Source organism: Acidovorax soli (assembly GCF_014207955.1).
In the GTDB taxonomy this organism is placed as follows: domain Bacteria; phylum Pseudomonadota; class Gammaproteobacteria; order Burkholderiales; family Burkholderiaceae_C; genus Acidovorax; species Acidovorax soli_A.
In genome coordinates this window covers 333,876-347,842 of sequence record NZ_JACHLK010000005.1, presented here as the reverse complement: position 1 = coordinate 347,842, position 13,967 = coordinate 333,876, and the positions used below count along the sequence as shown (strand labels likewise).

Annotated in this window: 8 protein-coding genes; all 8 read left to right on the top strand. The window is 69.6% G+C overall.

Going from position 1 to position 13,967, the window contains the following annotated elements; all coding sequences use genetic code 11:
• Window positions 1-3: 3 nt before the first annotated feature.
• The 8 genes from HNP48_RS15615 (at window position 4) to HNP48_RS15580 (ending at window position 13,960) form a co-directional block, all read left to right on the top strand.
• Entirely contained in the window at window positions 4-2,151 is a 2,148-nt protein-coding gene (locus tag HNP48_RS15615) for a TonB-dependent siderophore receptor (RefSeq protein WP_184858517.1), read from the top strand.
• 217 nt (window positions 2,152-2,368) lie between these two features.
• Window positions 2,369-3,556: a PepSY domain-containing protein gene (locus tag HNP48_RS15610; RefSeq protein ID WP_184858515.1), complete on the top strand. Its 1,188-nt coding sequence runs from the start codon at window positions 2,369-2,371 to the stop codon at window positions 3,554-3,556.
• Entirely contained in the window at window positions 3,553-3,786 is a 234-nt protein-coding gene (locus HNP48_RS15605; RefSeq protein WP_184858513.1) for a hypothetical protein, read from the top strand. Before HNP48_RS15610 ends, HNP48_RS15605 begins: the two co-directional genes overlap by 4 nt.
• Before the next feature lie 33 nt (window positions 3,787-3,819).
• Window positions 3,820-6,030, top strand: a complete 2,211-nt coding sequence (locus tag HNP48_RS15600; protein ID WP_184858511.1) for a TonB-dependent siderophore receptor — start codon at window positions 3,820-3,822, stop codon at window positions 6,028-6,030.
• 161 nt (window positions 6,031-6,191) lie between these two features.
• A complete protein-coding gene (locus HNP48_RS15595) occupies window positions 6,192-8,324 on the top strand; it encodes a TonB-dependent siderophore receptor (protein WP_184858509.1) in 2,133 nt (710 codons plus the stop codon).
• Window positions 8,325-8,386: 62 nt separating this feature from the next.
• Window positions 8,387-9,106, top strand: a complete 720-nt coding sequence (locus HNP48_RS15590) for a TonB-dependent receptor (protein ID WP_184858507.1) — start codon at window positions 8,387-8,389, stop codon at window positions 9,104-9,106.
• A gap of 218 nt (window positions 9,107-9,324) precedes the next feature.
• On the top strand, window positions 9,325-11,496 hold the full coding sequence (locus HNP48_RS15585; protein ID WP_184858505.1) for a TonB-dependent siderophore receptor: 2,172 nt from the start codon (window positions 9,325-9,327) through the stop codon (window positions 11,494-11,496).
• A 169-nt stretch (window positions 11,497-11,665) separates the two neighbouring features.
• Window positions 11,666-13,960 carry a bifunctional diguanylate cyclase/phosphodiesterase gene (locus tag HNP48_RS15580; RefSeq protein WP_184858503.1) on the top strand — a complete coding sequence of 765 codons (2,295 nt, stop codon included), beginning with the start codon at window positions 11,666-11,668 and terminating at the stop codon, window positions 13,958-13,960.
• Window positions 13,961-13,967 lie beyond the last annotated feature (7 nt).

The window sequence follows — 13,967 nt, the reverse complement described above, 5'->3', positions numbered from 1 at the left end:
ACCATGCCCTCCATCCACGCCCCCTCCCGCAGCCGCACCGCGGCCCCGCGCTTTCCCCTGAGCACCCTGGCCCTGCTCGCCGCCTGCAGCTGCCTGGCCGCAGGCGCCGCCCACGCGCAGGATGCCGCCCTGCCCGAAGTGAAGGTGACCAACAGCAGCGACACCACCGAAGGCACAGGCCAGTACACGGCGCGCCAGCTCAGCGTGGGCAAGATGGACCAGGCCCCGCGTGAGATCCCCCAGTCCATCAGCGTCATCACGCGCCAGCAGCTCGACGACCGCAACGTCACCAAGGTGGAAGACGCCGTCAAGTACAGCACCGGCATCAACGTCACGCGCTTCGACGGCGCGGGCAACTACAACACCTTCCAGTCGCGCGGCTTCGACCTCGGCGCCATCCAGCTCGATGGTGTGCCGATTCCCCAGGGCAACTACAGCACGCTGGACACGGCCATGTACGACCGCATCGAGGTGCTGCGCGGCCCGGCCGGCCTGCTGCAGGGCGGCAGCGAGCCCGGCGGCACGGTGAACCTGGTGCGCAAGCGCGCGCCCGGTAAGCTCATGCTCAATGCCGATGCGGCCGTCGGCTCCTTCGGCCTGCGCCGCGGCACGGTGGACGTGGGCGGCGCGCTCAACGCCAGCGGCACGGTGCGCGCCCGCGCCGTGGCCGTGGCGGAAGACCGCGACAGCCATGTCGACACCGTGTTCAACAACAAGCGCCTGGGCTATGGCACGCTGGAGTGGGACATCGCCCCGTCCACCACCCTGTCCATCGGCGGCGCCCAACAGCGCGTGCGCGCCTCCATCGACCAGGGCCTGCCCACCTACGCCGACGGCCGCCTGGCCAGCCTGCCGCGCGGCGCCTTCTCGGGCCTGGCCGCCAACCGCCAGGACCTGGAGACCACCGACCTGTTCGCCGAGCTGGAGCACCGCCTGGCCGGTGGCGGCACGCTGCGCCTGTCGGCCCGCGACGTGGACCGCACCGCCTACTACCGCTCGGCGCGCGCCAACAGCGCCCTTAGCGCCAACGGCAACTTCACGATGGAGACGGTGGACGGCCTGACCCACGTGAAGACGCGCAACTACGACCTGTTCACCAGCCTGCCGGTGCAGGTGGCGGGCCGCACGCACCGCCTGCTGGTGGGCGCAAGCCACAGCGAGAACAAGAGCTACGACAACAACTACGGCTACGGCCCGAGCTACCAGGCCAACCTGCTCGCGCCCAACTACGCCCAGGCCTACCCCGACATCCAGCTGCCCGGCTACACGGCCATCACCACGCGCACAGAAAAGGCGCTGTACGGCCAGGCCCAGATCAGCGTGGCCGACTCCGTCAAGCTGCTGGCCGGTGGCCGCCTGAGCTGGGCCGATGCCGTGACGCGCAGCACCAGCACCGGCGCCGCCACCAGCGTGGCCGACCCGGGCCGCCAGTTCGTTCCGTCGGTGGCCGTGCTCTGGGACTTCCACCCGCAGTACACGGCCTACGCCGGCTATTCTGAAACCTTCGTGGTGCAGAGCCAGCTCGATGCCGCCAAGAAGCTGCTCGAGCCACGCACCGGCAAGCAGGTGGAAGTGGGCGTGAAGGGCGAGTTCCTGGACAAGCGCCTGCAGGCGCATGCCGCCATCTTCCGCATCATCGACGAGAACCGCGCCATGGCCGACCCGAACGTGGCCAACGCCTCCATCGCCGCCGGCAAGGTGCGCTCGCAGGGCTTCGAGGCCGAAGTCAGCGGCCAACCCCAGCCCGGCTGGGACGTGGTGGCCGGCTACGCCTACAACGACACGCTCTACCTCAAGGCGCCCGTGGCCCAGGTGGGCCAGATTTTCAGCCCCGTCACGCCGCGCCACAGCGTGAACCTGTTCACGCGCTACGCCTTCACCTCGCCCGCGCTGCGCGGCTTCAGCATCGGCGGCGGCCTCTCCTACCGCAGCGACTTCTTTGCCCAGAGCGGCGCGCTGCGCATCACCTCGGGCGACTACGTGCTGGCCAGCGCGCAGGTGGGCTACCAGATCAACGACCAGTTGGCGCTCAACCTGAGCGTCGACAACCTGTTCGACAAGACCTACTACGAGAAGGTGTCGATCGTCGCACGCCAGAACTTCTACGGCGAGCCACGCCGCGTGACGCTGGCGCTCAAGGCGCGCTACTGAGCGCCCGGAACGCCATGGGCAGGGCCCGGCGCACCCCAGGTGCCCCGGGCCTTTTTTGACATCAAAACAACAATACAAAAATAACGCAAAAGCAAATCATTCTTACTTGCATCGTAAAATCGAGGCACCAAGCCCCCCCGGCACGCCGCCGCGGGGGCTTCTTCCATCGCCCTGTTTCCAGGTTTCCACGCTTGTCCGGCCCGCGAAGCCCTGCACCATGCTGTCACCCACCGCCATCCGCCGCTGGTCCTGGACCCACAAGTGGTCCAGCCTCATCTGCACGGTCTTCATGCTGCTGCTGTGCCTCACCGGCCTGCCGCTGATCTTCCACCACGAGATCGGCCACCTGCTGGGCACCGAGGTCGAGGCCCCCGCCATGCCCGACAGCACACCGCGCGCCAGCCTGGACACGGTGATCGCCGCCGCCAAGGCCGTGCACCCCGAGCGCATGGTGCAGTTCGTCTCGCAGGCCGAGGACGACGACAAGGTCTGGTTCGTCACGCTCACCCACACGCCCGACCCGACGGAAGACTTCAAGTCCGTCGCAGTCGATGCGCGCACGGCCAAGGTGCTGTCCGACATCCCGACCAACCAGGGCTTCATGAACCTGATGTTCCGCCTGCACGTGGACCTGTTCGCGGGCCTGCCGGGCAAGCTGTTCCTGGGCTTCATGGGCCTGTTGCTGCTGGTGGCCATCGTCACCGGCGTGGTGCTGTACGCGCCCTTCATGCGCAAGCTGCGCTTCGGCGACGTGCGGCGCGACCGCTCCACGCGCGTGAAGTGGCTGGACCTGCACAACCTGCTGGGCATCGTCACCCTGGTCTGGGCCCTCGTGGTGGGTGCCACCGGCATGATCAACACCTGGGCCGACCTGATGATCAAGTACTGGCAGTACGACCAGTTGTCCACCCTGCTCGCGCCCTACAAGGGCAAGCCCGTGATCGCCATGGCAGAGCGCGGCCCGCTGCAGCAGGCGGTGGACGTGGCACGCGCGCACGCGCCGGGCACCAAGCTGTCGTTCATCGCCTTCCCGGGCACCGCGTTCTCCAGCCCGCACCACAACACCGTCTTCGTGCGCGGCGCCGAGCCGCTCACCTCGCGCCTGCTGCAACCCATCCTGGTCGACGCGCACAGCGGCCAGATCACGGCCGCGCCGCAACTGCCCTGGTACCTCACGGCGCTGCTGGTGTCGCAGCCGCTGCACTTCGGCGACTACGGCGGCATGCCCATGAAGATTCTCTGGGCGCTCCTGGACATCGCCACCATCATCGTACTGGGCAGCGGCCTGTACCTGTGGCTGCGCCGCAAGGCGCCCGCGCAGGCGGCGCAGCCAGCAGCAGCCTCCACGGCCCTGCCCGCCAACGCCACGGCCTCCCTGGCAGCCCACCCGGAGCGCGCGGCATGAGCAAGAACGCGTCCACGCCCTTTCGCACCCTCTGGGGCTGGCCCATCGTGCTCGGGCTGCTCACGGCCAGCGGCCTGGCCACTGCACTCATCTCGGACACCTGGGGCGACTGGTGGTCCTGGCTCGGGCTGGGCGTGCCTGTGGCCGTGATGGCCTGGTTCGCCTGGCGGCCCACCCACACCGCAACGGCCGGCGACGACAGCAGCGACGCCGACTCCACCCCTTCCTGATCTCCACCGCTCTTCGACTTGTTCCCAGCCACCATGCACGTCACCACCCGCACCCCTCTGTTTGCACCCACCCCGGCGGCCCTGGCCGCGGCCCTGCTGTGCATGTTTGCCCTGCCTGCCGCACTCGCGCAGAGCACTGCCGGCAACGACAAGACGCTCTCCACCGTCACCGTGAATGCCAGCGCCGACGCCTCGGCCCAAGGCCTGTCGCCCGCCTATGCCGGCGGCCAGGTGGCGCGCGGCGGCCGCGTCGGCATCCTGGGCACGCGCGATGCCATGGAGACGCCCTTCTCCACCATCAGCTACACCAACGAGCTGATCCAGGACCGCCATGCCCGCAGCGTGGGCGACGTGCTGCAGAACGACCCCACGGTGCGCGTGGCGCGCGGCTTCGGCAACTTCCAGGAGTCGTACTTCATCCGCGGCTTCATCCTGGGCTCGGACGACACGGCCTACAACGGCCTGTACGGCCTGCTGCCACGCCAGTACATCGCCACCGAGCTGTTCGAGCGCGTGGAAGTGCTGCGCGGCGCCTCGTCCTTCCTGAACGGTGCCAACCCCGGTGGTGGTGGCCTGGGCGGCGCCATCAACCTGCTGCCCAAGCGCGCGCCCAACGAGCCGCTGAACCGGGTCAGCCTGGGTGCCGGCAGCGGCGGCCACAGCGACGTGGCGGCCGACATCGCACGCCGCTTCGGGCCTGATGGCAATACCGGCATCCGCGTCAACGTGGCCTCGCACAACGGCGGCACCGCCATCGACGACGAGAAGGCCCGGCTCGGCCTGGCCGCCGTGGGCCTGGACTGGCGCAGCCGCGACGTGCGCCTGTCGGGCGACATCGGCTGGCAGGACCACAAGCTCAAGCGCACCCGCACCAACGTCACGCTGGGCGCCACGGCCACCTCGGTGCCCACCGCGCCGGACGGCGACACCAACTTCGCCCAGCCCTGGTCCTTCTCCAACGAGCGCGACACCTTCGGCACGCTGCGCGGCGAGTGGGACATCCATGCCAACATCACCGCCTGGGCCGCCGCCGGCGCGCGCAGTGGCACCGAGTCGAACTCGCTGGCCAACCTCTCGGTGGCCAACGGCAGCACCGGCGCGGGCACGACCTACCGCTTCGACAACAACCGCAAGGACAATGTGAACACCGGCGAGCTGGGCCTGCGCGGCACGCTGCAGACCGGCGGCGTGGGCCATGAGTGGGTGCTGGCGGCGTCCAGCTTCACGCTGGACAAGAAGAACGCCTACGTGATGGACTTCAACAACACCCAGGCCACCAACCTCTACAACCCGGTGTTCACAGCCCTGCCGGGCTACAGCGCCAGGGCCCTGTACGGCGGTGCCATGGGCAACCCGCTGACCACGGGCCGCATCAAGCTCAGCAGCGTGGCCTTGGGCGATACGCTGTCCATGCTGGACAAGCGCCTGCTGCTGACGCTGGGCCTGCGCCACCAGAAGTTCGACATCGCCAACTTCAACTACAACACCGGCATCCAGACCGACCGCTACGACCAGAGCCGCACCAGCCCGCTGCTGGGCGCCCTGTACAAGATCGACAAGAGCCTGTCGGTGTACGCCAACTACGCCGAGGGCCTGAGCCAGGGCGAGACGGCGCCCTCCACCGCAGCCAACCGCGGCACCATGCTGGCCCCCTATGTCTCCAAGCAAAAGGAAATCGGCGTCAAGTACGACGGCGGCCGCGTGGGCGGCAGCGTGGCACTGTTCTCCACCGACAAACCACGCTCCGTGGTCGATGCCGCCGGCATCTTCGGCGCCAATGGCAAGGACCGCCACCAGGGCCTGGAACTCGCCGTGCAGGGCGAAGCCGTGAGCGGCCTGCGCGTGCTCGGCGGCGCCACCTGGCTCGAAGCCAAGCAGCAGCGCACGGGCTCGGCACTCACCGAAGGCCAGCGCGTGATCGGCGTGCCCAAGCTGCAGGCCAACCTGGGCCTGGAGTGGGATGTGCCCGGTGTGCGCGGCCTGGCGCTGGACGGCCGCCTGGTGCACACCGGATCGAGCTACGCCAACGCCACCAACACCTTGCGCGTGGCCGGCTGGAACCGCCTGGACCTGGGCGCGCGCTACCTGACCGAAGTCGGCGGCAAACTGCTCACGCTGCGCGCGCGCATCGACAACGTGACCAACAAGAGCCACTGGGCCTCGGTGGGCGGCTACCCCGGCTCGGGTTACCTGGTGGTGGGGGCCCCGCGCGCCTTCACGCTGAGCGCCAGCGTCGATTTCTGACCGGCGCCCCCTGCCCGTCCGCGGGAGCGCATGCCGCTTCCGCGCATTTTTTCCAGCCACCAACGCGAACCACCACAGCGTTTCGCACAGGCAGCCATTTTTCGTGAGCCACGGCACGCGCCTTCGGGCCTGCGTGCCTTTTCCCAAGAGATGACACTGCCATGCCACGCACATTGACACCCTTGATGGCCGCGCTGCTGGGCCTGGCCGCCACGGCCCAGGCCCAGCAGGCCCTGCCCGAGGTCAAGATCCAGGAAGCCGCCAGCGAACGCGATGGCGCCGCGGCCCAGGGCTACCGCCCCAGCCAGGTACGGCAGCTCGGCCCCCTGGCCGACCTGCCCCTGCTCGATACGCCTTTCTCGGTCAATGTGACCACCAGCGAGTTGCTGCAGAACCTGCAGGCCAGCAAGCCCGACGACGCCTTCCGCTACAACCCCGTGGTGCAGTTGCAGGGGCCACAGTCGCGCTTTTTCACCAGCGTCGCCATGCGCGGCTTCAGCGTGGGCTCCACCAAGCGCATCGACGGCGTTCCCAGCACCACCACCTATGTGAACACGGACCTGGAGGACAAGGAGCGCATCGAGGTGCTGACCGGCCTGTCGGGCTTTCTCTATGGCAGCGGCAACGTGGGCGGCACCATCAACTACGTGCTCAAGCGCCCCGTCTACCAGCCGCTGGCGCGCGTGACCGCCGGCATCACCGAAGGAAGCAACCTGCGCGTGCATGGCGACTTCGGCGGCGCGCTGGACGCCGATGGCCGCCTGGCCTACCGCCTCAACGCCGTCGCGCAGGGCGGCGACCTGCGGCTCGATGGCCAGTCCCTGCGGCGCGGTCTGGTGAGCGGTGCGCTCGACTGGAACCTCAGCGACCGCTTGCAGCTCCAGTTCGATGCCTCGCGCAGCGTCTACCACATGCGCGGCACCGAGCCCTTCTGGGACGTGGACCCCGGGGCCGCGTTTCCCGCAGCGCCCGACCTGCACCGCGCCTACGGCCAGCCCTTCACGCGCACCGACACCACGCAGACCCAGTGGGGCGCACGCCTGACCTGGCGCGCCAGCGAGGCGCTGACCGTGCGCACCGGCCTCACGCAGCGCAAGAGCGACATCGACCTCATCGCCGCCAACAACCTCTTCGTGACCGGCGCCCCGGGCCGCTACCGCGTGCAGGCCAGCGCCTGGGACTACCCCGACGTCCAGGCGCTGGGCGGCTTTGCGCTGGTGGACGGCAAGCTGCAGACCGGCAGCCTGCGCCACAAGCTCACCGCGGGCTGGTACGGCGACCACGACGAGCGCACCCCCTTCCTGAGCTCGGCGGGCGGCTGGGCCACGCTGACCTCGGCGCCCATGGACATCGCGGCGCCCACGGCGCTCACCGCCCCGGCCTTCAGCATCGCGGGCCCCAAGTACATCGCCCAGCGCTCGCGCTACGGCAACTGGGTGCTGGGCGACCATGTGGAGTTCAACGCGCAGTGGTCGGCCCTGGTCGGCCTCACCCACGCCAGCATCACGGACACCAGCTACAACGCCGCGGGCGCCACCACGGCGCGCTACGGCGACAGCCGCACCACGCCCTCGCTGGCGCTGCTGTTCAAGCCACGCGAGCACATCACGCTCTACGCCAACTACATGGAGAGCCTGGAGAAGGGCGGCACGGCGCCGCTGACCGCTGGCGGCCGCGCCGTGGTCAACGCGGGCGCCGTCCTGCCGCCCCTGCTGTCCAAACAGGCGGAACTCGGGATCAAGGCCGCACTCGGCAATATGCTGCTGACCGGAGCCCTGTTCCAGATCGACAAGGGCCTGCAGTACACCGACACCACCACCAACCCCGCCGCGCCGGTGTACGTGCAGGACGGCCGCCAGGTGCACAAGGGCGTCGAATTCACCGCCAGCGGCCGCGCCCTGCCCGGGCTGACGCTGTGGGGCGGCGTCACCCTGCTGGACGCCCAGGTGACCAAGCAAACGGCCACCCCAGCCCTGCAGGGCAAGACGCCGGCCAACGTCGCCGAGGTCCAGGCCAAGCTCTATGCCGAGCAGGACATCGCCGCCGTGCCAGGCCTGGCGCTCACGGGCGGTGTGCTCTACACCGGCAAGCAGCAGCGCGATGCCCTCAACACCCAGCAGTTGCCCGCCTACACGCTGCTCGATGCCGGGCTGCGCTACGCCGCCAAGGTGGCGGGCAAGCCCATGGTCTGGCGCCTGTCGGTGGCCAACCTCACTGACAAGCAATACTGGCTCAACGGCACCTACCTGGGCCGCCCGCGCACCGTCTCCCTTTCGGCACAGGTAGATTTGTAAAGTACAACGATAATCACCATCGTTCTCATTTACCAACTCTCTCACTTCAAAGGCATCTCACCATGACCCTGACACTTCGCACCGCCGCCGCCTTCGCCCTGGTGGCGGCAGCCGCTACCACCGCCAACGCCCACCAGGTCTGGCTCGAAAACGCCGGCGGCGGCCAGGTCCGCCTGCATTTCGGCGAATTCAACGACAACCTGCGCGAAACCTCGCCGGGCGCCCTGGACAAGTTCAAGGGCGTGCCCGTGCTCGAGCAGCGCGCCGGCACTGCCAGCCAGAAGGTCGAAGGCAAGCTCACCAAGGACGCATTCGCCTACACCGTGACCGGCAATGCCGACACGCTGTTCGCCGCCGCCACCTACCCGCTGATCGACCGCAGCAAGCGCAACCTGCCCGCCATGTACTGGCAGCCCTCGGCGCGCTGGGTCGCCAGCCTCGCCCAGCCCGTGGCGCCCGGCCAGGCGCTGGACCTGGTGCCCACCGGCAAGCCCGGCCAGCTCAAGGTCGTGTTCAACGGCAAGCCGCTGCCCAAGGCCAAGGTGCAACTGGTCTCGCCCGCCGGCTGGAGCCGCGAAGCCCAGTCCGCTGACGACGGCACCGTGGAGTTCCTGACCCCCTGGAAGGGCCAGTACGTGGCCGAAGTGCACCACACCGACAAGACCCCCGGCGAAGCCCAGGGTGAGAAGTATGGTGAAGCCAGCTACGTGACCACGCTGAGCTTCGTGCAGGCCGAAGGCGCCGTATCGCCACCACTGCCACCCGCACCCGAAAAGCACTGACAGCAGCGCGCCCCAAGGGCGCTCCCTTGCAGGCGGCCGCAAGGCCATGCAGCCTGCAGGGGCCTCCCGGGCTGATGCCACTGCGCGCAGCCCGTTTCCCCCGCCACTGCCACCGGACCGCGCACACCCGCTGCTGCGGCCGTGCACTGCCCCCCTGTGCCAACCCGCCTTCGCTGCCGCCCCGGCCGCGGGCCGAACCTTTGCCATCGACGACGACCATGCCAACCCACCACCTCGCGCGGCTTCCGCGCACCGCCATTGCCCAGGCCGCCTTCCTGGTGGCCTGCAGCGCCTGTGCGCAGGCCCAGACCGCAGCGCCAGCGGCCGCTGAAGCCACGCTGGCCCCCGTGACCGTGCAGTCCGGCGCCGAGCGCGAAAACCCCACGGCCCCGGTTTCCGGCTTCGTGGCCAAGCGCGGCTTGAGCGCCACCAAGACCGACACGCCGCTGCTCGAGACCCCGCAGGCCATCAGTGTGGTGACGCGCGACCAGATGGAGGCCCAGGGCGTGCAGACCCTGCGCCAGGTCACGGCCTACACCGCGGGCGCAGTCTCCAACTACTTCGACAGCCGCGTCGACAGTTTCAGCGCGCGCGGTGCCACCGTCTCGCAGTACCAGGACGGCCTGCTGCGCACCTACGGCACCTACAACAGCAGCCGGCCCGACCCGTACACGCTGGAGCGCGTGGAGTTCCTGCGCGGCCCGACCTCGGTGCTGTACGGCCAGGGCAGCGTGGGCGGCGTGCTCAACCTCACGAGCAAGCGCCCCCAGGCCGAGACCGCGCGCGAAGTGCAGGTGCAGGTGGGCAGCCACGCGCGCAAGCAGATCGCCGCCGACCTGACCGGCGCGCTCGATGCCAACGGCCAGTGGCTGTACCGCCTGGTGGCCGTGGGCCGCGACAGCGGCACCCAGGTGAACCATGTGGACGACGACCGCGTGGTGCTCGCCCCCTCGCTGACCTGGCGCCCGAGCGCCGACACCTCGCTCACGCTGCAGGGCCTGCACCAGAAGGACAAGAGCGGTTCGCTGATCGGCTTCTTCCCTTGGCAAGGCACGCAGTTGCCCAACCAGTACGGCCAGATTCCGCGCTCGACCTTCATCAGCGAGCCGGGCTGGGACGCCTTCGACACCGAGAACAGCTCCTGGGGCTACCTGTTCAGCCACCGCCTGAACGATAGCTGGACCGTGCGCCAGAACCTGCGCCGCACGGTGACCGAGGTCGACTACCGCACCATCTACACCAGCTTCACGGCCAATGCCGCCACCGGCCGCCCTGCGCGCCCGGTGTTCAACAGCGACAACCGCACCGTGGTGCGCGACGCGGTGTGGAACCTCAACACCGGCCGCATGCTGCTCATCGACACGCAGCTCGAAGGCAAGCTCAACGCGGGCGCCACGCAGCACACGCTGCTGGCCGGCCTGGACGTGCAGCGCAACCACTCGGGCCAGTCGGCCTGGCGCGCCGTGGCCCCGTCCATCGACGTCTACAACCCGGTGTACGGCAACTTCACCGCGCCCAGTGCCTCGGCCCTGGTGCGCCAGCCCGGCGTGGCCCAGCGCCAGCTCGGCTTCTATGCCCAGGACCAGATCACCTGGGGCCGCTTCACGGCCACCCTGGGCCTGCGCCACGACAGCGCCAAGACCGACACCGAAGGCCGCCCCGCAGCCGCGGTGGACGACAAGGCCTGGACCAAGCGCGCCGGTGTCACCTACCAGATGGACGGCGGCTGGGCGCCCTATGTGGGCTACTCCGAATCCTTCCAGCCGCTGGGCGGCCTGGACGTCTACGGCACGCCCTACAAGCCCACGCGCGGCAAGCAGTGGGAGGCCGGTGTGAAGTGGCAGCCGCCAGGCCAGGGCATCTCGGCCTTCGTGGCAGCCTACCAGCTGCGCGAAACCAACCGCAAGACCAACGACCCGGCCAACCCGCTCAACAGCCTGCAGATCGGCGAGGTCAAGGTCAACGGCCTGGATGCCGAGCTCACCGCCAGCCTGGCCAGCCACTGGGACCTGACCCTGGCCTACGGCTACACCGACGCCAAGATCGCCCGCAGCAATGCCGGCGACCAGGGCCTGCCCGTGGCCAGCGTGCCCAAGCAGACGGGCTCGGCCTGGCTGTCGCACCGCTTTGCCACCGAAGGGCGTGGCGGCTGGACCGTGGGTGTCGGCGTGCGCCACACCGGCTCGCAGTGGAGTGGCAGCTCCGCCATCAGCACGCCTTCTGCCACGCTGGCCGATGCCCTGCTGGCCTACGACGCGGGCGACTGGCGCGTGGCCTTCAACGTGACCAACCTGGCCGACAAGGTGCACATCACCCAGTGCCTGGCGCGCGGCGACTGCTTCTATGGCCAGGGGCGCACCTATGCGCTGACCTCGACCTACCGGTTCTGAGGCACGGCGCCGGCCCCGGCGCCGGTGTGCAAAGCAAAGCTTTCAGACACCGCGGGGAACCGCTAGCATGGTTGCCCGACGAGGGTATCCCCGCGTTTCCCACGGGAGGTGTCAATGACGACTCTGCACATGCCTGCAGCGCCCCGCAGGGGCCGAACCCCGGCCCCCCATGCAGGGTAGCTACGACCCGGTCCTGGTCCTGCTCTCGGTCGCCACCGCGGTGGTGGCCTCGTTCGTGGCGCTGGACATGGCCTCGCGGGTGGCCGCGGCCGTCGGCAGCGCGCGCCGGGCGCCGCTGTGGCTGGGCTGCGGTGCCCTGGCCATGGGCACCGGCATCTGGTCCATGCACTTCGTCGGCATGCTGGCGTTCTCGCTGCCGGTGCCGCTGGCCTACGAGGCCGGCACCACGCTGGCCTCCTGGCTGGTCGCCGTGCTGTCCTCGGCCCTGGCCCTGTACACGGTCAGCCGGCCGCACCTGGGCGGGCAGCGCCTGCTGGGGGCGGGCGCTCTCATGGGCCTGGGCATTGCCGCCATGCACTACCTGGGCATGGAGGCGATGCAGATGCGCCCGCGCATCGCCTACGACCCCTGGCTGTTCGCCCTCTCCATCCTGTTTGCCATCGGCGCCTCGACGGCCGCGCTGCTGATCTGCTTTCGCCTGCGCCACGAGACCGTGCTCACGGGCTTTCGCAAGAAGACGGCCAGCGCCCTGGTCATGGGCAGCGCCATTGCCGGCATGCACTACACAGGCATGGCGGCCGCCAGTTTTGCCCCCGGCAGCGTCTGCGGGGCCGGGCCCGCCGGCATCGGCGGCAGCTGGCTGGGCTTCATCATCAGCGGGCTGGTCGCGCTGTTCCTGGTCACGACGCTGCTGATTTCGGTCTACGGCGCCATGCCACCGACCATCCGCTCGCGCCTGGTGTTCCTGGTCGTGGCGGCCAGCCTGCCCGTGTCCCTGATGGCCGTGGTGGTCATGGTCTACGACTACCAGCGGCTGCGCGAGCAACAGGCGCGGGCGCTGGTGGTCACGGCACGCGCCATCATCGCCACCGTCGACAGAGACCTCGCCGGCATCGAGTCAGGCCTGCGCGTGCTGTCCACGTCCCGGCTGCTGCTGGCCGACAACCTGCCCGCCTTCCAGTTGCAGGCCGAGGATGCACTGGGCCACCTGCATGTGGCCGCCCTCGTGCTGGAGGACCAGCATGGCAGCGTGCTGATGGACACCCGGCTGCCGCCGGGCACCCCGGCCGCGCCCCCCTCCCAAAGCCCACGCCCCGCCACTGCGCTCTCGAAAGCGGCTTTCCTGCAGGCCCGTTTCGAGAAGGAGACCACCGTCACCATCGCCGTGCCCGTGGCACGTGGCAGTGCCGGCAAGGCCCCTGTTGCGCAGCAGTTGCTCCGGGCCAGCCTGTGGCCGGAACGGCTGACCCAGTTGCTGAGCAACCAGCACCTGGCCCCGGACTGGATCGTCTCCATCTACGACGCGGAAGGCACCATCGTCGCGCGCAGCCACGAGATGCGGCGCTTCGTCGGGGCCAAGGGCGCCCCGCGGATACTGCAGCGGCTGGCCCAGGTGGACGAGGATTCGGTGGACGCCGTGACCCTGGAGGGCATCCCGGTGCTCTCGGCCTTCAGCCGCTCGCCGACCACGGGCTGGGCGGTCTCCATCGGTATCCCCAGCAGCAGCCTCAGCATCCCGCTGCTGCGCACCGTCGCCTGGCTGCTGGCGGGCCTGGTGCTGATGCTGGCCGCCAGCCTGCTCCTGGCCTGGCGCATCGGCGGATCCATCGCCAACGCCGTGCAGGCCCTGACCGAGCCGGCACTGGCCCTGGGGTCGGGCGCGCCCGTCCAGGTGCCGCCGCTCGGCCTGACGGAGGCCGACAAGGTCGGCCACGCACTGAGCCAGGCTGCGCAGCTGCTGGACACGGCCAAGCACGAGGCCCACCACGACATGCTGACCGGCCTGGCCAACCGCGCGCTGTTCCGCCAGATCGTGCAGCAGCAGCTCGCACAGGCCCACCGCAACGGCGGTGATGTCTCCATCCTGTTCGTCGATCTCGATGGCTTCAAGGGCATCAACGATGCCCATGGCCACGCGGTCGGCGATGCCTTGTTGCAGCAGGCGGCGCAGCGCCTGCTGCAGGGGGTGCGCGGCGGCGACCTGGTCGCTCGACTGGGGGGCGACGAATTCGCCGTGGCCCTGGTCCAGCCGGGCCTGCGCGGCACGGCCAAGGTGGCCGGCAAGCTGGTGGAAAGCCTGTCATCGCCGTTCCTGATCGGGGGTCTGACGCTGCAGATCTCCGCCAGCATCGGCGGTGCCAGCTACGGCCCGCACACCACCACGGGCCTGGCCAGCTGCGAGGCCCTGCTGCAGGAAGCCGACAATGCCATGTACCGGGCCAAGGAAGCCGGGAAGCGGCGCTTTGTCATGGCCGATTCCGTGCGCTCTCCGAAGTGGGTGTAAACCGGTT

Coding starts and splice junctions, on each gene's coding strand:
- HNP48_RS15615 (WP_184858517.1), top strand. CDS start 4: ATGCCCTCCATCCACGCCCCCTCCCGCAGCCGCACCGCGGCCCCGCGC.
- HNP48_RS15610 (WP_184858515.1), top strand. CDS start 2,369: ATGCTGTCACCCACCGCCATCCGCCGCTGGTCCTGGACCCACAAGTGG.
- HNP48_RS15605 (WP_184858513.1), top strand. CDS start 3,553: ATGAGCAAGAACGCGTCCACGCCCTTTCGCACCCTCTGGGGCTGGCCC.
- HNP48_RS15600 (WP_184858511.1), top strand. CDS start 3,820: ATGCACGTCACCACCCGCACCCCTCTGTTTGCACCCACCCCGGCGGCC.
- HNP48_RS15595 (WP_184858509.1), top strand. CDS start 6,192: ATGCCACGCACATTGACACCCTTGATGGCCGCGCTGCTGGGCCTGGCC.
- HNP48_RS15590 (WP_184858507.1), top strand. CDS start 8,387: ATGACCCTGACACTTCGCACCGCCGCCGCCTTCGCCCTGGTGGCGGCA.
- HNP48_RS15585 (WP_184858505.1), top strand. CDS start 9,325: ATGCCAACCCACCACCTCGCGCGGCTTCCGCGCACCGCCATTGCCCAG.
- HNP48_RS15580 (WP_184858503.1), top strand. CDS start 11,666: ATGCAGGGTAGCTACGACCCGGTCCTGGTCCTGCTCTCGGTCGCCACC.